Annotated in this window: 21 protein-coding genes and 1 pseudogene; 13 read left to right on the top strand and 9 right to left on the bottom strand. The window is 69.1% G+C overall.

Annotated features, from left to right (window positions below):
- Positions 1-310 (bottom strand): annotated as a pseudogene (locus tag LX12_RS21105) (amidohydrolase family protein); the annotation flags it as partial.
- Between the two features lie 26 nt (positions 311-336).
- Positions 337-1998, bottom strand: a complete 1662-nt coding sequence (locus LX12_RS21100) for a bifunctional fumarylacetoacetate hydrolase/alpha/beta hydrolase family protein (protein WP_253656584.1) — start codon at positions 1996-1998, stop codon at positions 337-339.
- A 173-nt stretch (positions 1999-2171) separates the two neighbouring features.
- Here LX12_RS21100 and LX12_RS21095 point away from each other — a divergent pair, with 173 nt between their 5' ends.
- Positions 2172-2840, top strand: a complete 669-nt coding sequence (locus LX12_RS21095) for a FadR/GntR family transcriptional regulator (RefSeq protein ID WP_253656583.1) — start codon at positions 2172-2174, stop codon at positions 2838-2840.
- Between the two features lie 25 nt (positions 2841-2865).
- Here the strand turns inward: LX12_RS21095 and LX12_RS21090 are convergent, their stop codons facing one another.
- The 3 genes from LX12_RS21090 to LX12_RS21080 all read right to left on the bottom strand — a co-directional run bounded on the left by LX12_RS21090 (position 2866) and on the right by LX12_RS21080 (position 5212).
- A complete protein-coding gene (locus tag LX12_RS21090) occupies positions 2866-3621 on the bottom strand; it encodes an SDR family NAD(P)-dependent oxidoreductase (protein ID WP_253656582.1) in 756 nt (251 codons plus the stop codon).
- Between the two features lie 72 nt (positions 3622-3693).
- Positions 3694-4464: a meso-2,3-butanediol dehydrogenase gene (gene budC, locus LX12_RS21085; RefSeq protein ID WP_253656581.1), complete on the bottom strand. Its 771-nt coding sequence runs from the start codon at positions 4462-4464 to the stop codon at positions 3694-3696.
- A gap of 28 nt (positions 4465-4492) precedes the next feature.
- On the bottom strand, positions 4493-5212 hold the full coding sequence (locus LX12_RS21080) for an SDR family oxidoreductase (RefSeq protein WP_253656580.1): 720 nt from the start codon (positions 5210-5212) through the stop codon (positions 4493-4495).
- Between the two features lie 61 nt (positions 5213-5273).
- Between LX12_RS21080 and LX12_RS21075 the strand changes: the two genes are divergently transcribed.
- Complete coding sequence (locus tag LX12_RS21075; RefSeq protein ID WP_253656579.1) at positions 5274-5933, top strand: GntR family transcriptional regulator; 660 nt, start codon at positions 5274-5276, stop codon at positions 5931-5933.
- Between the two features lies 1 nt (position 5934).
- Here the strand turns inward: LX12_RS21075 and LX12_RS21070 are convergent, their stop codons facing one another.
- Positions 5935-6480: a TetR/AcrR family transcriptional regulator gene (locus LX12_RS21070; RefSeq protein WP_253656578.1), complete on the bottom strand. Its 546-nt coding sequence runs from the start codon at positions 6478-6480 to the stop codon at positions 5935-5937.
- A 106-nt stretch (positions 6481-6586) separates the two neighbouring features.
- Here LX12_RS21070 and LX12_RS21065 point away from each other — a divergent pair, with 106 nt between their 5' ends.
- The 3 genes from LX12_RS21065 (at position 6587) to LX12_RS21055 (ending at position 8334) form a co-directional block, all read left to right on the top strand.
- Positions 6587-6934 (top strand): SPW repeat domain-containing protein, encoded by a 348-nt coding sequence (locus tag LX12_RS21065; RefSeq protein ID WP_425581083.1) that lies wholly within the window; start codon positions 6587-6589, stop codon positions 6932-6934.
- A gap of 88 nt (positions 6935-7022) precedes the next feature.
- Positions 7023-7889, top strand: a complete 867-nt coding sequence (locus tag LX12_RS21060; protein WP_253656576.1) for an aldo/keto reductase — start codon at positions 7023-7025, stop codon at positions 7887-7889.
- Positions 7890-7929: 40 nt separating this feature from the next.
- Positions 7930-8334 carry a GlcG/HbpS family heme-binding protein gene (locus LX12_RS21055; RefSeq protein ID WP_253656575.1) on the top strand — a complete coding sequence of 135 codons (405 nt, stop codon included), beginning with the start codon at positions 7930-7932 and terminating at the stop codon, positions 8332-8334.
- Positions 8335-8746: 412 nt separating this feature from the next.
- Here LX12_RS21055 and LX12_RS21045 read toward each other — a convergent pair whose 3' ends face one another.
- Together LX12_RS21045 and LX12_RS22095 are read right to left on the bottom strand one after the other, a co-directional pair.
- Positions 8747-9205: a hypothetical protein gene (locus LX12_RS21045; protein ID WP_253656573.1), complete on the bottom strand. Its 459-nt coding sequence runs from the start codon at positions 9203-9205 to the stop codon at positions 8747-8749.
- Positions 9206-10686: 1481 nt separating this feature from the next.
- Positions 10687-11142 (bottom strand): NmrA family NAD(P)-binding protein, encoded by a 456-nt coding sequence (locus LX12_RS22095; RefSeq protein ID WP_301284951.1) that lies wholly within the window; start codon positions 11140-11142, stop codon positions 10687-10689.
- 24 nt (positions 11143-11166) lie between these two features.
- On the opposite strand from LX12_RS22095, the gene LX12_RS21035 reads away from it, so the two are divergent.
- From LX12_RS21035 to LX12_RS21025, 3 genes are all read left to right on the top strand, one after another.
- A complete protein-coding gene (locus LX12_RS21035) occupies positions 11167-11808 on the top strand; it encodes a TetR/AcrR family transcriptional regulator (protein ID WP_253656572.1) in 642 nt (213 codons plus the stop codon).
- Positions 11809-11842: 34 nt separating this feature from the next.
- Complete coding sequence (locus LX12_RS21030; RefSeq protein WP_253656571.1) at positions 11843-13255, top strand: amino acid permease; 1413 nt, start codon at positions 11843-11845, stop codon at positions 13253-13255.
- A gap of 70 nt (positions 13256-13325) precedes the next feature.
- Complete coding sequence (locus LX12_RS21025; RefSeq protein WP_253656570.1) at positions 13326-14606, top strand: HNH endonuclease; 1281 nt, start codon at positions 13326-13328, stop codon at positions 14604-14606.
- A gap of 84 nt (positions 14607-14690) precedes the next feature.
- On the opposite strand, the gene LX12_RS21020 is transcribed toward LX12_RS21025, so the two are convergent.
- A complete protein-coding gene (locus LX12_RS21020) occupies positions 14691-15884 on the bottom strand; it encodes a citrate synthase (protein ID WP_253656569.1) in 1194 nt (397 codons plus the stop codon).
- A gap of 97 nt (positions 15885-15981) precedes the next feature.
- On the opposite strand from LX12_RS21020, the gene LX12_RS21015 reads away from it, so the two are divergent.
- The 5 genes from LX12_RS21015 to LX12_RS20995 all read left to right on the top strand — a co-directional run bounded on the left by LX12_RS21015 (position 15982) and on the right by LX12_RS20995 (position 19955).
- The gene (locus LX12_RS21015; protein WP_253656568.1) at positions 15982-17148 is read left to right on the top strand and encodes a citrate/2-methylcitrate synthase; all 1167 of its coding nucleotides are present in this window, start codon (positions 15982-15984) and stop codon (positions 17146-17148) included.
- 89 nt (positions 17149-17237) lie between these two features.
- The gene (locus tag LX12_RS21010; protein WP_253656567.1) at positions 17238-17789 is read left to right on the top strand and encodes a hypothetical protein; all 552 of its coding nucleotides are present in this window, start codon (positions 17238-17240) and stop codon (positions 17787-17789) included.
- Positions 17790-17845: 56 nt separating this feature from the next.
- Positions 17846-18352 carry a DUF309 domain-containing protein gene (locus LX12_RS21005; protein WP_253656566.1) on the top strand — a complete coding sequence of 169 codons (507 nt, stop codon included), beginning with the start codon at positions 17846-17848 and terminating at the stop codon, positions 18350-18352.
- On the top strand, positions 18349-19224 hold the full coding sequence (locus LX12_RS21000) for a nitronate monooxygenase (RefSeq protein ID WP_308214049.1): 876 nt from the start codon (positions 18349-18351) through the stop codon (positions 19222-19224). Before LX12_RS21005 ends, LX12_RS21000 begins: the two co-directional genes overlap by 4 nt.
- Positions 19212-19955, top strand: coding sequence for a uracil-DNA glycosylase (locus LX12_RS20995; protein WP_372505120.1), 744 nt, complete (start codon positions 19212-19214; stop codon positions 19953-19955). Before LX12_RS21000 ends, LX12_RS20995 begins: the two co-directional genes overlap by 13 nt.
- The last annotated feature ends 53 nt before the right edge of the window (positions 19956-20008 follow it).

The following is a 20008-nucleotide window of genomic DNA, read 5'->3' as shown; positions in this document are numbered from 1 at the left end:
AGGTCTGTGCCGAGCGTGCGGACAACAGTGTGTGCTCCTCGACGCCCATGGTCCCCAGTCCGGGGAGGTCCGCGGAGTTGGTCCAGGAGAAGTGGGTGTGGGCGTCGCAGAGTCCCGACATGAGGAATTTCCCGCCGCCGTCGACGACGCGGACGCCGTCGCGGGGGATGTCGCCGGTGCTGGCGCGCACGGTGGCGATGCGGTTGCCGCGTACGAGGACCTCGCCCTCGTAGGGGTCGGATCCGGTGGAGTCGAAGATGCGGGCGTTGGTGAACAGGACTGCGTTCTCGGTGGGCTGGGCAGACGTCATCGTGCTGGTCCCTTCGTGGGTGGTGGTCAGGGCTTGGTGAGGAAGTCGGTCAAAAGCGTGGTGACGGTCTCGGGGTCCTCGACCGTGTGCCAATGCCCGACGTCCTCGAGGATGTGCAGCTGCGCGTTGGGGTAGATGCTGAACAGTTCGTCGTTCACGCCGACGGGGCTGACCTTGTCGTGTTCGCCGGTGACGAGCAGGACGGGAACATCGATCGACGCGAAGTCGGGTTCGGTCGCGGCGGCCAATGCGTCGCAGGCCGTGGCGTACCCGTCCGGGTTCTGGCCGAGGAGGAGTTCTCGCACGACCGCGACGGCCAGGGGGCGCTTCTGGTGTGTGCCGTCGGAGAGGGCCGCGGAGACGATGGTGTCGGCGACGGCGGACATCCCGCCCTCGCGGACCGCTCGGGCGCGGGCGCGGGTCGCGGTGGCGGCCTGCTCCTGCTGCGCGCGGACGGCTCCGAGCAACGCGATCTTCGACACCCGTGCGGGGTGGCGTGCCGCATAGGTGGTGGCGACCAGCGTGCCCATCGAATGCGCGACGAGGGACACCTGGTCGGCGCCGGTGCGCTCGACGACGGCGGCGAGCTCCTCGACCCATCCGCCGATGCTCGCCGGACCCGCATAGGGGGAGCGGCCGTGGCCCGACAGGTCGAACCGGACGACCGTGTGGGTGCGCTCCAGAGCGCTGATCTGGGGTTCGTAGACGGTGGTCGCCCCGCCGAGTCCGTGGACGAGGACCGCGACGGGGCCCTCCCCGGTCTGCTCGACGAAGACCCGGCGGCCTGCGGCGGTGATGAGGTGGTCGCGGTCGGGGGCGTCGCCGATCGTGTTGCGTAGCGTGCCCAGTCCGGTGGCAGAGATGGTGACCTCGTCGCCGACCTGCAGGTACTTCGGCGGGTCGAACCCGATGCCGACGCCGACGGGTGTGCCGGTGGCGATCACGTCGCCGGGCTCCAGCGTGATCCCGGCGGACAGGGTCTCGATGATCGTCGGGACGTCGAAGATGAGCTGGGCGGTGTTGGCGTCCTGGCGCAGTTCGCCGTTGACGCGGGTCTGCAGCTTCAGGTCGGTGATGTCCACGGCGTCGGCGGTGACCGCCCATGGGCCCATCGGGCAGAACGTGTCCAGCGACTTGCCGATGAACCACTGCTTGTGGTCACGCTGCAGGTCGCGGGCGGTCATGTCGTTGATGAGGGTGTAGCCCCAGACGTAGTTGAGAGCGTCCGTGCGGCTGACCTTCGAGGCCCGGCGCCCGATGATGACGCCGATCTCGCCCTCGTAGTCCAGGGCCGACGTCACGTCGAGGTGGGGATCGATGGCCTCGTCGGTGGCGATCACCGTCGCGGCTGGCTTGGTGAACACCACCGGATGCTCGGGGACATGCTGGCCGTCGGGTGAGCCGGTCGCGTCGAAACCGCTCTTGGCGAACTCCGCGGCGTGCTCGGAGTAGTTCCGCCCGACACAGAACACGTTGCGGTGCGGCACGATCGGCGCCATCACCCGGCCCGACTCGACGACGTCGGAGACCGCGAGACGGTCGGCCACGCCGGGTCCGGCCTCGATGAGCTGCTGGACGGTGCGGACGGGCGCACCGGTGTCGGCGAAGGAGACCGCCCTCGCGGCACCGTCGTCGCCGACGACGCACACGCGACCCCCGTCGTTGCTCTCTACTCGCGCGAAACGCACTGCTCGACCTCCGTTGAACCAATTGGGACCGAACATCGGATTCGGTCTGTATTGGTCACCATAGGTCGAAGTACTGTGACCGTCAACACAACCGTAGCCGCGATATCACGCGTGACACACCTCACCGGCTGCTTACGATGGTCCAAATTGGTGTGGGACGGGAGGTGACAGCGATGACGATGGCAGTGGGCCCACTGGCCGTGGCGCGGGAGCACCTTGCGAAGATGTTGTCGGCCGACGAATTCGCACCGGGCGCGCGCCTGCCCACCGAACGCGACCTCGCCGCCGACATCGGGGTCAGCCGAGCCGTCGTCCGCAGCGCGCTCGACGAGTTGGCAGCGCAGGGCAGGGTGGTGCGTCACGTGGGACGCGGGACCTTTGTCGCCCCGCGCCAGGAGACCTTCATCGCGGGCGAGGCCGTGTACCCCAGTCCCGCAGAGATCATGACCTCACGGCTTGTGCTAGAACCTGAGATGTTGCCGGTGGCCGTGGCGTCGGCGACGCACAGCGATTTGCTCGAGATGCGACGATGCCTGGCCGGCGGCGAGGCGGCTCACACCTCGGAGGAATTCGAGCACTGGGACACGATGCTGCACCACAGTTTCGCTGTCGCCACCCACAACAGCGTGTTGATTGGTGCGAGCCAGCTGCTCATCGACAGCCGCCGTCAACCGGTGTGGGGGTCGCTGAAGAAGCGGACGTTCACCCCGGAAACGCGGCAGTGCTACTGCGCCGAACACGCCGCGATCGTCGCCGCGGTGGAAGACCGCGATCCCGACGCGGCCCGAGAAGCGATGCGCACGCACCTGCGGCACGTGCGCATCAACCTCCTCGGGCCCTGAGCGCGGGATCGTGAGGGCGCCGCGATCAGCGCGGCAGCAGCCCGCCGTCGACGGTGATGATCTTGTTCGTCAGGTAGCCGTTGGTCACGACACTGGCTGTGACCGAACCGATCTCGTCCGGCTCGCCCAATCTGCCGACCGGGATGGGCATCGGTAGTTCGTCGCCGCCCGACGGATCGGTGGGCAGGATGCGTGTGCCGCCGATCAGCGCCGGGGCGATGGCGTTGACGGTGACGCCATGCGGGGCCGCGTCCTTCGCGAGCGAATGTGTCAGACCGTGCAGCGCGGCCTTGCTCGACGCGTAATGCGGGCCGATGACGCCACCGTTGAGCGCAGCGATCGAGCTGATGAAGACCACCCGCCCGAAGGAACGTTCGTACATCGCGGGCAGCAACCGCTGGGCGAGCAGGAATGGTGCGGTCACGTTGACCGCATACGTCTCCTCCCACTGCTGCAGCGTGACGTCCTGCAGCGGTGTGGGTGCCCCGATGCCGGCGTTCGCGATCAGGATGTCCACGGCGCCGAACTCGCCGATGGCGACGTCGGCGAGCCGTGCGGGCACGTCTGGGTCGCTGAGGTCACCGGGTGTGGTGATCGCCCGCGCCCCCACCTCGCGCGCGTCCTGCGCGGCACGCTCGGCGTCGTCGGCGTGCCGCCCGTGAGCGAGCACCAGATCCGCGCCCAGGCGCGCGAGGTGCCGGGCGATGGAACCGCCGATCCCACCGGACGCCCCGGTGATCAGTGCCGTCCGTCCCGACAACGGCCGATCGTCAATGGTCATACTCTCTCCTTCACAGTCTTTCGCTGATGCCACGGGGTGCTGTGGTCGCACCGCTGGCAGCTGTCACGATGGTCAGCCCAGCCGGGGTTGACCGTTCGACGCGGTGAGACCCCCGTCCACGGGGAGCACAGCGCCGCTGATGAACGAGGCATCGTCGCTCGCCAGGAACGCGATCGCAGCCGCGACCTCCTCAGGGCGAGCACCCCGGCCGAGCGGCAACCGGTCCATGAACCGCGACATCAGATCGTCGTCGTCATGCATGTCCGCGGTCATCGGGGTCTCGGTGAAACTCGGTGCCACCGCGTTCACCCGAACGCCGTCGCCAGCGTGGTCCAACGCCAGGGCGCGGGTGAAATTGGTCAGCCCACCCTTCGCCGCGTTGTAACTCGCGGCTCCCCAGTCGCCGCCCACCCCGGACACCGAGCTCACGTTCACGATCGACCCGCCGCCACCGGAGATCAGATGAGGCAAAGCGGATTTGATCGTGTAGAAGGCGCCGGTCAGGACGGTGTCGATCATTCTCGTCCAGTCCTCGACGCTGGTCGTCGCGACCGTTCCCGACGGTCCGATGCCCGCGCTGTTGACGAGGACGTCGATCCGCCCGAGTTCGTCAGCGACCCCGTCGATTGTCTTCTGCACCGCCTCGGCGTCGCTGACGTCGAGGGTGCGGGCGACGATCGATCCGGGTGCGTGGTGGGCGGCGACCTCCTCAAGGGTGTCGAGGGTGCGGCCGGTGATGACGACCCGGGCCCCTTCGTCGGCGAGTCGGCGCGCCGTGGCCGCGCCGATGCCCGAGCCACCGCCGGTCACGATCGCCACCCGGTTCGCGAAACGTTCTGTCACAGCTCTTCTCCTCCTCGTGCTGCTGGTCTCAGACCAGTCGGGCGCCACCGTCGACGGTGAGCACCTCGCCGGTGGTGTAGCCGTTTTCGATCAGGAACAGGACCGCCGCAGCCACGTCCTCGGGTCGACCGACCCGACCGACCGGAAGCGAGTCTGCGGTCTGCTCGAACATCGATGTGCGCTCGTCCTGGCTAAGGTGCGCCCAGCTGGGGGAGTCGACGACACCCGGGTTCACGGCGTTCGCGCGCCGCGGGGCCAATTCGACCGCCAACGATCGCGCGAGCCCCTCCACCGCTGCGTTGGTGGTGGTCACCGCCACGGTGCCCACATCCGGCCGCGCCGAGGCGACACCGGAGAACAGGGTGACTGAACCGTCGTCGGGAAGCGACTCCGCGAACGCCCGCACCACGCGGTAGTAACCCCAGAACTTGCTGTCCATCACCGCGCGCGCATCGTCGACGGACAACTCTGTGAACGGGGCGTAGGTGAGCGCCGCAGCAGACAGCACCAAGTGGTCCACCGCGCCAGCCCGCTCGGGAAGAGAAGCGATCGAGTTCTCGTCGGTCAGATCGACGGTGACGCCCCGGGCCGGCTCGCCGAGCTCCCCGAGAGCGGAATCGATCTTCTCCTGGCTTCGCCCGGCGATGACCGGGACCCCGCCGCGGGCGAGTACCGACCGAGCCACGTCCACTCCGATACCGGAGCTGCCGCCCACGATCAGAACCGTGCGGTCTTTCACTGCCGCCATGCCATCCTCCTGATTATCGATAATTTGACCTCCTCAACCGGGCAGCGGCGAGAATCATTCCGTGACCACGCGTGAACCCCTGCGCATCCAGGTCCGTGAGGACCTGCTCACGCGGATACTCGACGGCTCCTACCAGCCCGGCGACCCGATCCGCGAGCTCGAGGTCGCCGCACGGTTGGGTGTGTCCCAGTCACCCGTGCGCGAGGCCCTCCGTGAGCTCGTCGCGGCCGGGCTCGCCGAGTACACGCCGAACCGCGGCACACGTGTGCGGGCGATCCGAGCTGCGGACCTCGAGCAGTACTACCCCGTTCGCGCGGCGCTCGAGGGGCTCGCCGGCAGCCTCGCCGCGCCGGCGCTCGCCGGTTCCACGGCCGTGCTGGCCGATGCGATCGCCCAGATGAATGAGGGGGCGAGGACGACCGACCTCCTGCTGTTCGCGCGCGCCAGCACCGCGTTCCATCGCCACATCATCGAGGCCACCGACAACCGCGTACTGGCCGACGCCTGGAATGCCCTCGGCGTCGAAATCTTCACCGCCGTCAGCCTCGCCACGACCGATCACCCGCTCGAGCAACTCGCCGACGAGCATTGGCCCGTCGTCCGTGCGCTCGATCGCGGCGACGCCCGAGCCGCCTCGCGCGAGCTGCGCGCGCATGTCGCGGGATACGGCAGCCGGGCCCGAACCACCCGCCGCCGCGCCGTCGACCCCGGACCCTCCTGATTCAGGCGGCGACGCCAGGCCAGAAGAGGCCGAACAGGCGTTCCTGCCAGTCGGGGCCGATCTCGCCGCACCGTGCCTGCTCACTGAAGTAGGCACCGACGATCGCGTCGATCAAGGTGTCACCGTCGAGGTCAGCCCGGAACGACCCGTCGGCTCTGCCGTCGTCGATGACGGACAGGATCAGTGACCGATAGTCGACGAGGATCTCGCGGAAGAGTTCGTTGAACTCCCGGTCGGCGTCGGTGACGAGTGCGGCCATCCCTCCGAAGCCGATGCCGTCTCGGACGGCGTCGATCGATCGCGCGATGACCCATCGCATTCGCGTCTCCGCGGGAGCATCCGCGTCGAGGGGGCGGGGTGTGCTGAGCGGAGACAACGCTGCGACCAACATCTCTCGTCGGTTCTTGAACCGTCGATAGATGGTCGTCCGGGCTGCGCCGGTACGTGACGCGACGGCCTCGATGGTCACCGCTCCGGGTCCGTGTGACCGCAGGAGCTCAAGCGTGGCGTCGGTGATCGTCTGCTCGGCGAGACGTGGAGTCGGCATCGGTCCCCTGTTCGATGAATCACATAGGAATGCGTCGGTCACCCGAAACGCTACGCTACGTGTAGCGAATCGCATGAGAGAAGGGAGTGATCGATGAGGAACACACTTGCGGTGGGTTTTCGTCATCGTCGGCGTGGTCACGGCGACGACCCCGACATGGGCCGACACCACCGTGGTAAGAACGGGACTCACGGCCGGGCCAGGCGTGCTGATCACCGTGTTCGCGGTCTGGGCGCTCATCGCGCGCGATCCCACACGTGATCACTGGGCGATCGCCGTCACGGGGTTGCTGATGGTGATGGCGCCCTGGCTGGGTGGTTTCGCCGGCGACGCCGCATCGTGGGCGGCCTGGATCGGCGGCGCCATCGCGATGCTGGGGGCAGGGTCGGCGTACGTCGCGGATGACGCCCACGAGCTCAGCCGCCGGGAAGAACTCGCCGACATCCTCCGCTGAGAGGAGCGCTATCACGCACGTCAGGTCACACATCCCCGAGGAGTGTGAGGCGCCGATGACCACAGAGAAGAGGAAGGGGTCGACAGAGATGAACGAGCCGAGCGCGCCGACGGTGCGACTAACCGGCGGTGTCGAGCTGCCCCGACTGGGGTTGGGGACGTGGCCGATGAGCGGCGACAAGGCCGAGCGCGCAGTGCGATCGGCTCTCGAGCACGGGTACCGATCGATCGACACCGCGGCCGCATACGGCAACGAGAAGGCCGTCGGACGAGCGATCGCCTCCTCCGGGTTGCCTCGCGAGGACGTCGTCGTGACAACGAAGCTCGGGAACTCCGAACACGGCTACGGCACAGCCCTTCGGGCCTGTGACCGCTCACTGGACGAACTCGGACTCGACCACATCGACCTCTACCTCATCCACTGGCCGATGCCGTCGGTGAACAAGTACGTCGAGACGTGGCGGGCGTTGATCGACCTCCGGGAGCAAGGACGGGTCCGGGCGATCGGCGTGTCCAACTTCAAGCCCGCCCACATCGACAGGCTCGTCGCCGAGACGGGGGTGACACCGGCGGTGAACCAGATCGAGCTCAACCCGTACACGAACCGCCCCGCCGAACGTGAGTACCACCGCGCGCAGGGCATCGTCACCGAGTCGTGGAGCCCTCTCGGGCCACGAACCGACCTGTTGAGGGAGCCGGTCGTCACCGAGCTCGCCGAGAAGCACGGCAAACAGCCCGGCCAGGTCGTCCTCCGCTGGCACATGGACCTCGGACTGGTGGCGACACCGAAATCGTCTGACGCGCAGCGTATCGCGGCGAACATCGACGTCTTCGACTTCTCGCTGTCCGCGGATGAGGTGACCGCGATCACCGCGCTCGATACGGGGCTGCGGACGCCGGTGGATTCCGACAAGCCGATCGGTGCACCCCCGGCGGGGATCCGCACCACCACCTGACCGCCGCCATAGGAAGAGGAATCCCACCGTGCCCCACCACATGTCCTTCGATCTCGCGCTCACTGCGGCGGCGGCCGCCGCCGAGCGGGCGCGCCACATCGGCAAACCGTTCGCCATCACGATCGTGGACCCCGGTGGCAACACGATCCTCCAACACCGGTTCGACGGCATCCACGCTGCTGCGACGACGGTGAGCGCGGCGAAGGCGCGCGCCGCAGCGCTGTTCAACCGGCCGTCGGGAGACGTCGAGAAGCTCGTCTCCGATCCCGAGCGGCCCGGTCTCCGGGACCTGACGACTGTGCTCGACGATGTCCTGGCCATCCAGGGAGCCGTGCCTGTTCGTGCCGACGACGGGGCATTGCTGGGTGCGGTCGGCGCCTCCGGTGGGACACCCGCCGAGGATGAGGACGTCGCCCGGGCCGCCATCGACGCAATCGGCGGGTGAGGTAGAAGGTTGTCGGCGCGGCCCCCTCATAGTCACTCGCATGAGTTCCGCGCCGATAATTTATCGTATGTCAGGTAGAGGCTTGAAGTGGCTGGTGCAGAACTAATTTAAGGCACTCGACTCCCGTGTTGCACGACCCCGAATTGCCCCCCAACCGATAAGCGCTCGCCGCCGGCAACAGAAGGCCGCGTCGAGCCGTTGTCGACACGGCGGTCGGTGCCGGTCACGAGATGTCGAAGAAGGCGCCGGCCATCACGTCGGCGGCGACGTCGACGAGCCGGCGGTTCGTGGCGAATGCGAGGCCGCGGAGACGACTGACGGCATCGGCCACAGACATCGGTGACTGCGCAGCAATCGCGATGGCGGCCGTCGCGACGCGTTGGCGGCTCGCGATCCCGTCGCGGACTCCGGCTCACGTGTTCTCCGTCGGCACGAACCGCTCGATCCAGTGCCGGGCGGACGTTCGATCACGGAGGGTTCGTTCGATGTCGTCGGCGATCGCGAGCGCAACGGTGCGCGCGTACTGCGAAACGAGTGTCTCGTCCTCGAGCTGCCCCGGCGCGAAGCGACTGAGTTGCAGCGCGGCGGGGTTCTCGGTGGGTAGCGAGATCCCGATCGCGAACACGGCCCGGATGGACGCGGAGTTGGCGCTGTGGGCGAGGAACGTGCCGTAGGGCCCCGGCCCTTCCAGATCAGTCGCGGAATGCACGCCACCGCGCGACAGGGCATCGACGACCGGCCCGACGCCTTGATCGAACTGAGCTTCGTCGATCGCGCGGACACCGCTGCCTGTCGACTCGACAACCGACCACAGCGAGTCGATGCCGCCGCCGACGACGACGGCGACGCCGTCGACATGGAGCGATCTCAAAGCGTGCAGGCACGCTCGCTGGGCAAGTTCCACGGTGCACCTCTCCCGACGCGGTCAGGAGTCGTGTGTGGTTGTACTGATCACAGTACGCACCGCCTGGGCGTCGGGTACCCCGGTCTGGGGCGCGATCACCACCTGGAGCCGTGACCGCTCGCGACCTGAGGATTGCGATGGTCGTTGTTCTTGCGATCGTGTTGAACACGCAGGCGTGCTGCTGATGGCAGAATGTCGGTATCGGCAAGCCGCGCCGGTGATAGCCGTGCGTGGCATCGCGTCCGCGCACCCGGGGTGAAGGGAATGATGTGGCGAGGGCGCGCGATGTAGGTGACGACGAGTCGGGTGTGCACGGCCAGATCGGCCGACTGGCACGCGACATGCTATGAACTAGGGACGCGACCACCGATCCCGACAGTGTGTTGCAGGAAGTGACCGCCTCGGCGGTCGCACTGTTGGATCCGGTCGACCATGCCGGTGTCACGCTGCTGCGGACGCAACGGCCCCGAGCACGAACTAGGCGAGGGTCCCTGTTACGAGACGGTGTGGGAGTCGACAACGGTCCGAATCAGGGACACGTCCACCGACCCGCGGTGGCCCACGCTCATGAGCGCTATTGCCGCTCTGCCCATCCGTTCGAGCGTTCCCCACTTGAGTCCTGGCACCTCCATCGCTCTGGTGCGTTCGTGGTGGTGTGGCGGCGGCACACCGCGAGCGAACCACCGGGACGGCCGATCTAGCCCTGCGATCCGCTACCGCGGTGGGACATCAGTCCGGAGCAGCGTGAGCTGAGTGGCTGCGATCGGTCCAGGAAAATACTGATACCCCTCCATCGACGTTCGCAGCATCTCGGTGGCCACGCCATCCACACGCCACACATCGACAGGTCCGCCCGTGTTGTTCATGTCGGTGAACCAGCGACACTCGTAGTCACCCACCGCGAGAAAGCACCCCTGCACCTGAGGTACCCGGCTACCCGCGATCCCGGGCGCCGCACCCATCCGCGAGCAGTCCAAGCCGAATTCCCTGATCGACTCTCGATTGAGCGAGGAGCTCACGTGAAACACTTCCATCGCCCTTTTGATACCTCGCCTGTCGGTTCTGTTCGCGCACCGCAAGTGAGGACGCTGGCGGTTCGATAATGTACGTCGAGCGAACCTACCGGGTGATTGTCGACGCTCTGGCCGGCGGTGAACGTGACCCCGACGCGTTCGTGGCCCTGCTCGCTACGCGCCACGCCCTGACTTGGAGAGGCGCGACGATCTCGACGTGTCTGAGGCCTCCCCCGCTACGCCTCAGCCGTTCTAGCGCGGACATCAGATGCCGACGTTAGTCCTGGAACTCTCCGTCAGCCCGGTCGAGATTTCGAACGCGCGAGGGCGGTGCCGCGGCTTCGGCTTAACGCACGGCACCTGGGCGGACCGTCGGTCCCCCTGCAGCTGGGGGTAGCCAGATCATGCGGGCGCTAAACAATGTGCAAATTTGCATCAAATGATGGCCATATCGGCCAGCGCGAGACGGCGCGGACATCTGACGGTTGTGCCTACGATTGCACTGACCCCGGCCGGCCCTCCCAGCAGCACGTCGGCCGCGGGTGGCCCCCGATTAGCTACCGGGGTTGGAATGCGCTCCCGGGCGGCCGCCGGTGGCCTACCAACTCGGGGGAGGGTGGTGGGTCGCCGGCGTGCAATCATGTCGAGCAACCTCGGGGAACTGGCCTGCATGCGTCGCGCCGATAATTTAAACACCGCGCCCGCTCCCCGGACTGCGTCGAGAGCCGAGGCAGCGACGTCGACACCGGAGGCGAAGGACGTCGACATCGGATCGCGGGCGACGGCCCGGACCGGGTGCCCCCTGCGGGACAGCTCATCGACGAGTGGCCGACCGACCCGGCCCGTGGCTCCGGTGACGACGACTGGCGATGCTTGTGCATTCTGGATCATGCAGTCCATTCTCATGAGGTGGAAATGGATTATCGACACCAGAACCGCGGCAGATCCGCCCCGGGTGCGGTGACGCTGACCGCCAAGGGGCGCCGCACCCGCGAGCGGATCGTCGCCGCCGCGGCGCGACTCATCTGGGAGCGAGGGATCGCCGCGACGACACTCGACGACGTCAAAGCCGCGGCAGATGTGAGCAGTTCGCAGCTATACCACTACTTCACCGACAAGGAGGGGCTCGTCGCGGCGGTCGTCGAGTATCAGGCCGATCGACTGGTGGAGGCGACGACGGAGGCGGACCTGTCCTCGGTCGACAACCTGCTCAGCTGGCGGGACACCGTGGTGGGTCACGCCCGGGAGGTCAACGCGGCGGGCGGGTGCCCGCTCGGGGCCCTCGGGAGTCAGATCGCCGAGACCGACCCCCGCGCGCGAACCCTCGCGGCCGCCGGGTTCGGTCGGTGGTCGGGCGCCATCCGCGACGGGTTGCGGCGGATGAGCGACGAGGGGCATCTGCTGCCCGGCGTCGACCCCGACGCGGTCGCGATCACCCTGCTGGCCGCCCTGCAGGGTGGCCTCCTGATCGCGCAGGTACACCGCGACGTCGAACCGCTGCGGACCTCGCTCAGGACCATCCTCGAGCTCGTCGGCGTGACCGACAAGCCAGGTTGATGATGCCCTGAACCGCTCAGTTAGTGTCCGTCGGATGGTGACACATACCACTCCCGGTGCGCCCGGGCCCGAGTCCGACCCGGACGACGGCTACCAGCGCGGCCTCTCCGCCCGAACCGTCCAGATGATCGCGCTCGGCGGCGCGATCGGCACGGGACTCTTCTACGGCGCCGGTGGCGCGATCGAACAGGCCGGACCGGCCCTGATCCTCGCGTACCTCGTCGCCGGGCTCGCGATCTTCGTGGTGATGCGCGCCCTCGGCGAACTGCTGATCTATCGCCCTGTCGCCGGGTCGATCTCGGAGTACGCCCACGAGTTCCTCGGCCGCTTCCTCGGTTTCACGAACGGCTGGACCTACTGGGCCGTGTGGACGACGACCTGCATGGCCGAGATCACCGTCGCCGGGAAGTACGTGAACTACTGGCTGCCGTCGATCCCGGTGTGGGTCACCGCGCTGGTGGTCCTGATCATCCTGTTCGGGGTCAACCTCATCTCCGTCGGCGTCTTCGGGGAGGCCGAGTTCTGGTTCTCGATGATCAAGGTGACCGCCATCCTCGGCATGATCCTCGTCGGCGCTCTGGTGCTGCTGCCGATCGCCGGGATCGGCCCGGGCAGTGGGCCGTCGGTGACGAACCTGTGGAACGACGGGGGCTTCTTCGCGACCGGTTTCGACTCCGCGCTGTTGAGTCTGCAGATCGTGCTCTTCGCCTACGTCGGTGTGGAACTCGTCGGCGTCACCGCCGGTGAGGCCGCGAACCCGAAGGTGACGCTGCGCAAGGCGATCAACACGCTGCCGTTCCGTATCGGCCTGTTCTACGTCGGCGCGCTGTTCGTCATCCTGTCGGTGCGGGGGTGGCGCAACTTCTCCGACGGCAACAGCCCGTTCGTCGAGGTGTTCTCCTACATCGACATCCCCGCCGCGGCGGGCATCGTGAACTTCATCCTGCTGACCGCCGCGCTGTCGTCGTGCAACTCCGGCATCTACTCCACCGGCCGCATGGTGCGCAGCCTCGCCCAGCGCGGGGAGGCACCGGCGCGGTTGACGGCGTTGTCGGGTCGGCACGTCCCTGTCGCCGGGATCGTGCTGTCGGCCGCCGTGATGGTGATCGGCGTGATCGTGAACATCGTCAGCCCCGACAAGGCGTTCGCCTACATCACCTCGGTCTCGACCATCGGCATCATCTTCGTGTGGAGCTCGATCCTCGTGGCCCACACCGTGTACCGCCGCCGTGTCGCCCGCGGTGAGGTGGAGGCATCCGACTACCGACTGCCGTGGGCGCCGTATTCGACGGCCCTGGCGCTCGCGTTCTTCGCACTGGTCGTCGTGCTGCTCTTCTTCAGCGACTCCGGGCGCACGGCCATCGTGGTCGGCGTGGTCTGGTTCGCCGGTGTCACCGCGGCGTACTTCCTGCGAGGCCGGAAAGCAATTGTGCACAGTTCGCGCTGAGTTCACAGGTTGTGCGCTTTCCGCCTGATCGCGGGACGGGGTGTCGGTGCAGGCGCCTAGAGTCGTACACATGTTCGACGAGGTGCTCGAGGCGGCGGATCGCCTCGCCGATGCCGTCCGCGGGTGCGAGATGCCCGCGGATGATGACGCGTTGGTGGCGGGGGTGCGTGCCGCGGTTACGGCGCGCAATGCTGCGGACGGGTTGCTGGCCCGGGTGACCGGGGAGATCGAGTGCCACGGGACGGCGAAGCGGGTGGGGATGTCGGCGCGAGAGCTGCTGCGACGTCACGGCTGCGTTCCTGGGGTCGCATCCCGGGCGATCCGGCTGGGGCGTGCGATCGCGCATCTTCCGGCGCTGGCGCGGCATCTGCGAGATGGATCGATGTCGGCGGAGTATGCCGACGCGGTCGCCCGCGGAGTTCGGCACGTCTGCACGCGCACCCGGTCACCGCTGGGGTCGGAGTTCGCAGTCGACACCGAGGCGGTGTTGATCGGGCACGCTTTGGCGGGCCGGTCGCCGGTTGAGATCGACGATCGGGCGCGGGCGATCGCGCTCGAGAACCAGCCTGAGGTCGACGGGCCGGTGCCACCGGTTGCGGAAGACACGACACTCAATGAACTGTCGTGGGCGCAGCGCGACGACGGTCGGCTGGCGGGGTCGTTCGACCTCGACGTTGTCGCGGGTGAGCGGTTGATCTCGTGCGTCGACACCGCCTCGCGGCCGCGGCCGCTACCGGACGGCACGCCGGACCCGCGGTCGGCGAATCAGCGGCGGGCGGATGCGTTCGTGCAAGTTGTCGAGGCGGCGTCCCGAGCGCTCGGGATAGATGGGCTCGTCGGGTCGGCCAAGACCGAGATCCTGCTGACCGTGCCCACCGCCGGTGGCTCGTGCTGCGGGATCACCCCGGTCGGGCCGGCGCACCTGCAGTGGATGGGCAGCGTCTCCGACGAGGCGGTGTCGCTGCTGTCATGCGACGCCTCGGTCACCCGCATCGCCGTGGACGTCGACGCCGCGCCCGTCGACATCTCCCCGAAGGCCAGGTTGTTCACCGGCCGCACCCGTAAAGCCATCGTCGCCCGTGACCAAACGTGCGTCATGTGCGGGAATCCCGCCTCATGGACCGACGTCCACCACATCGTGTTCCACTCCCAGGGCGGGCCCACCACGTGTGACAACGGGTGCCTGCTCTGCCGCACCTGCCACGTCGCCGTGCACCAGCACGGCTGGGAGATCGAGATGGGACCCGACCGCCACCCCTGGATCCGACCACCAGCCACCGTCGACCCCCGACGCGAACTACAACCCGCCTACAACCGACGAACACTCCGACTCGACTCCATGGCCGCCTGACACGACTCAGCGACAGCACATTCCGTGCACCTGACCACCGGTCAGGACCGCATCAGTACCTTGACAACTCCACAGAGTGGGCCGTCACGTCGGTCGGATCCCGACGTACACGCCCTCCGGCCGGAATCGCAACGGTGTCTCCGCGTACTCCTCCAGCGCGTGCGCGACCCAGCCGACGATTCGCGCGAGCGCGAAGACGGTCATCGCCGCGTCGTCGATCATCCGATACCGCGTCGCAATGACGGCCAGCGCCAGGTCCGAGGTGACAGGGAGATGCCGGGCGGCAGCCTCGGTTCGGATCGCGTCGGTCACCTCCTGCAGGTGATGCGGCATGCCGTCGTCGTACATGGCGGTGAACAGCGCCTCGGCGCGCGGGTCCTGCTCGCGATACACGACGTGACCGCACCCGGGGAGTCGTTCTCGAGCTGCGAGGTCAGTTCGCACGTCGCCCGGCACGTCGACGAGTGCACGCACGAATTCCTGCGCAGCGGAGGCGGCACCCCCGTGCAGGGGTCCGTCGAATGCTCCGAGTCCCGCGGACACGACGGCGTACACGCTGCCGCGGGCGCTGGCGGCCACCCGCGCGGCGACAGCACTGGCGGACAAGTCGTGATCGGCCAGCAGGACGAGCGCGGCGTTCAGCAGCCGTACCCGGCGCGGTGTAAGGGCCATCGCGGTGAGTCGGGGCCACAGGCATTGCGCGAGAGACGATCCGGTGCCGGGGTCGTCACCCGCAAGAGGCAGCGACATGACTGCGGTCTGCACCATCTGTGCCGCGGCGGCGACGCGCGCCGATGTCTGCTCGACATGACGGTCGGCGTCGAGGGCGCCGAGTTCTGCGACGACGGCGTGGATCACGTCGAGTCCGCGGACGTCCCGCGGCACCCGTACCGGGGACACCCGCACCGTCGGCCAGGGCGCGTCCCACAGGAGGGCCGCAACCTCGGTGACGTCGCACTCCCACGCCAGGTCGACGGCGCGGCGGCCGCGGTAGTACAACTCGTCGCCCTCGATGAGGGTGAGCTCGGTGCGGATGCGCTCGACCACCCCGGCGGGTGGTCGGCGCTCGGTCCGGCGCGCGAACGCCTCGATCTCGGCGACGGCGAACAAGCTCCCGCGCTGCCCCTCGATGCGCACGCTGGTGAGCCGGCCGCGGCTGACGTAGGCGTACACCGTCGCCGGCTGCACCCCGAGCACGCGGGCGGTCTGCGCGGTCGACAGGTAGTCGCGGCCGTCGTGACGGATGGCGGTGGGCCAGCGTCGGGTGTGTCGTCGCACGGCAGCTGCCTCCGATGTTGATCCGATCAACATTGACGACGTCGTCGCCACGGCCGAACGTAGCCGGTGTGACCACGATTCGTATGGGTGACCCGACATGACCCTCATCGAGGCGGCGCCCGGGCTGTCCGACGTCTCCGTCGCGGAGACGACCATCGGGGACGTCCGTGGCGACGAGGGCCTCTACCACTACAACCGGTACCCGGCGACGGACCTCGCCCGCTCGTCGTCGTTCGAGCGCGTGTGGTTCCTGTTCGTCCACGGGCGCCTCCCGGACCCGGCCGAACTCGACACGTTCGTCGAGCGGATCCGCACCGACCGCGTGGTGCCGGAGGACCTGGTGGCACTCGCGCGCACGATCGGCTCGACGCCCGGCGACCACCGCCCGCTGGTCGATCTCCGGACGGTGCTGTCGGCAGCCGCCCAGTACACGGGCATGCGACCACTGTGGGACTGCGACGAGGACACCCGGCGCGACGACGGGATCCGACTGTGCGCCATGGTCCCGACGCTGCTCGGCGAGGTACATCGCGCGGCCCACGGACTCGACCCCGTGGTCCCCCGCGAGGATCTGGACACGCCAGCCCACTGGCTGCACGCCGTGACCGGCGAGGTGGCCGGACCCGACGAGACCCGTGCGATCGAGCAGTACCTCATCTCGACGGTCGAGCACGGCTTCAACGCCTCCACCTTCGCCGCCCGGGTGATCGCGTCGACCGGCGCGGATTTGCCGTCGGCGATCTGCGGCGCCATCGGGGCGTTCTCGGGCCCGCTCCACGGCGGTGCGCCCGACCGCGCACTCGACGCCCTCGACGCCATCGCGGCGCGCGGTGGTCCCGCGATGACCGTCGCGGACGCCGGCGACGTCGCCCGCCGGTGGGCCCGGGACGAACTGGACGCGGGCCGTCGGCTCATGGGCTTCGGCCACGCCGTGTACCGCACGCGCGATCCCCGCTCCGAGCTGTTGCGCGAGGTCGCGACCCGACTGGGTGGGCGCACGGCCGAACTCGCCGTCGAGGTCGAACGCGCTGTCGTCGAGGTCCTCGCGGAGGCCCGTCCCGATCGCCCGCGCTACGCCAACGTCGAGTTCTACGCGGGCGTCGTGATGGATCGCTGTGGTCTCCCGCGGGAGATGTTCACGCCGACGTTCGCGGTCAGTCGCGTCGTCGGCTGGACCGCCAACGTCCTCGAACAGGCACGCGATCGCCACATCATCCGACCCCGCGCCACCTATGTCGGTCCGCCCATGGATCCGCCGGTCTGACGGTTTTGTCCTGACCGCATGCGATCCTCTCGACCCGAGTGCGGCAAACCCGGTGGGCGCGACGCCGACGGCCTGTCATCGTCGTGGGCATGCAGGAGGTACCGCCCCACGACCACCCCGAGGACACTGCTCCGACCCGCCGATACGGCGCTCCCGGCGACGCAGACCTGACGGCGACCAGCGCGCGGGCGCATCGTCTCCGACGGGCCTGGCGGCGATCCCTCGACCCGGGCCAGCAGTCGGCGCTGCTGTCGTGGACGTCGTTCACCACGACGTTCGTGGCGGTCCGCGCTCTGACGCACTGGATCCGCGCCGGGCACGGTCCCGCCGGTGGTGGCATGAGCCTCGGCGGGAAGCATTTCCACCACTACAACATCGGCATCCTCATGCTCGGCGGCGTCGGCGCCATCGCCGTCCGCGGCGCCGAGCACCACCGTCGCCATCCGCTCACCGCCATCAGCTACGGGGTCGGCACGGCGCTCATCGTCGACGAACTCGCCCTCCTGCTCGACCTGGAGGACGTCTACTGGTCCAGCCAGGGCCGCGAGAGCGTCGACGCCGCCGTCACGATCATCGGCGCCGGCGGCGTCGCGATCGCGGGCACGGCGTTCTGGCCGGAGGCACGACGGGCCCTGCGCTGATCGCGTCCGGTACCGACGTGACACGCTGAGGGTCCCGGACCCGACACGAGCGCGAGGTGAGGGTGAACGCCCGCCGCACGACCCACCGTGACCGCGACGAGGAGGGGCGCGCCCACAATGCGCGTCCCCGTGATCGCCTCGGCCGCCCGCTGCCGCGGGACGCCGCCGGGGTGACGCCACCCGGCCCGGGCGACGACGTCGTGCTGTCGGCCGCGGAATCGCTCGCCCTCGCCCAGGATCTCCTCGACACCGGCTGGCCGTTCCGCGCGCACGAGATCCTCGAGGCGACGTGGAAGCAGACCTCGGGTGACGAGCGCGGCGTGTGGAAGGGACTCGCACAGCTGGCGGTCGGCGTCACCCACGCCGAGCGCGGGAACCCGTCGGGTGCGCGGCGGCTCATCGAGCGCGGGCGCGACGCGATCACCGCCGGGTCCGATGCCGCACCCGACGGCGTCGACGTCGACGGACTGCGGACATGGGCCGACGAGTCCCTGCACGCACTGCTCGACGTGGACGGCCCGCTCGTCCTGCCGACGCCCCACCTGGGCAGGATGGGGTCGTGACCGGGCTGCACACCGCGTGGACGCGCTCGGTCGGCCTGACCACCCCGATCGTCTGCGCGCCGATGGGCGGTGCCGCGGGCGGCGCGCTCGCGACGGCGGTCAGCCGCGCCGGGGGCCTCGGCATGATCGGGATGGGCAGCAGCGGGTCCACCGACCGGTTGCGCGCTGAGCTGTCGGTGTTCGACGCCCGCGACCGCCCGTGGGGCATCGGCCTCGTCGACTGGCGGATGCGACAGGACACGGAGCTGCTGCCCACCGCCATCGCTGCCGGTCCCACGCTGCTCAGCGTCAGCTTCGGCGAGTCCTTCGAGTGGGTCGCGGACGCGCGCGCCCAGGGGATCACCACGACGACGCAGGTCGCCACCGTCGCCGAGGCGGTCCGTGCGCAGGACGCCGGGATCGACGTCGTCGTCGCACGGGGATCCGAGGGGGGCGGCCACGGCGCACCGACGGTGGGCGCGCTGACCCTGCTGTGCGCGGTGCTCGACCGCGTGCAGATCCCCGTCCTCGCCGCGGGCGGCATCGCGTCCGCGCGGGGTGTCGCCGCGGCGCTGGCCGCCGGCGCATCCGGCGTCTGGGTCGGCACCGTGTTCAGCGGATGCGTCGAGTCGCTGATCGACGACGACGCGCGGGCCGCCCTCGTGACGGCCGACGAGACGACCACCGAGGTGACCACCCGCTTCGACCGCGCCGCCGGACACGCCTGGCCCGACCGCTTTCCCGAGCGCGTCCTCACCTCCGCGGTCGACGGCGGCACCGGGGTGAACGCCGGCCAGGGGGTCGCGATGGTCCGGCGCACGCGATCGGCTGCCGAGGTGATCGCCGACCTCACGTCGGGTGCGGCGGACCTTCTGGGCCGGTGGTCGCGGTGACCCTGCCCATCGATCCCGACGACGCCCCGGACCTGGCCACTCTCGACGCCGCACTCGTCGACTGCCGCGCGTGTCCTCGCCTCGTCGAGTGGCGCGAACGCGTGGCCCGCGAGAAGCGCCGCGCCTACGCCGATCAGACCTATTGGGGCAGGCCGGTTCCCGGCCTCGGACCGGCCGACGCGCGGCTGATCATCGTCGGACTGGCCCCGGCCGCTCACGGCGCCAACCGCACCGGGCGGATGTTCACCGGCGACCGCAGCGGCGACGTCCTGTTCGCGGCACTGCACGCCGTGGGCGTGGCCAGTCAGCCGACGGCCGTGTCAGCCGACGACGGCCTGACGCTGCGCGGGGTACGCATCACCGCCCCGGTGCACTGCGCGCCGCCCGACAACAAGCCGACGATCGCGGAGCGGGACACCTGCGGACACTGGCTCGACCGCGAACTCACCCTGCTGGCCCCGACGACACGGGCGGTTCTGACGCTCGGGGGCTTCGGGTGGCAGGCCGCCCTGACCGCGCTCCGCGCCCACGGCTACGAGATCCCCCGACCGCGCCCCACCTTTGGTCACGGCGTGTTCGTCGACCTCGCCGCCGCCCCCGGCCACGAAGTCCCGCCCATCCGCCTGTTCGGGTGCTACCACGTCAGCCAGCAGAACACCTTCACCGGACGACTCACCCCGACGATGCTCGAGGACGTGCTCGCAACGGCTGTTGAGTTCGCGGGGTTGTGAGCGACCACCACCGCACATCGGCGAGAATGTGCCGATGACCCCTCTGCGACGCA

Origin of the sequence: Williamsia serinedens, from assembly GCF_024171725.1 — a bacterium.
Taxonomy (GTDB): Bacteria; Actinomycetota; Actinomycetes; order Mycobacteriales; family Mycobacteriaceae; genus Williamsia_A; species Williamsia_A serinedens.
Note: the sequence above shows the minus strand (reverse complement) of the source record. Positions and strands in the feature narration are given on the sequence as shown.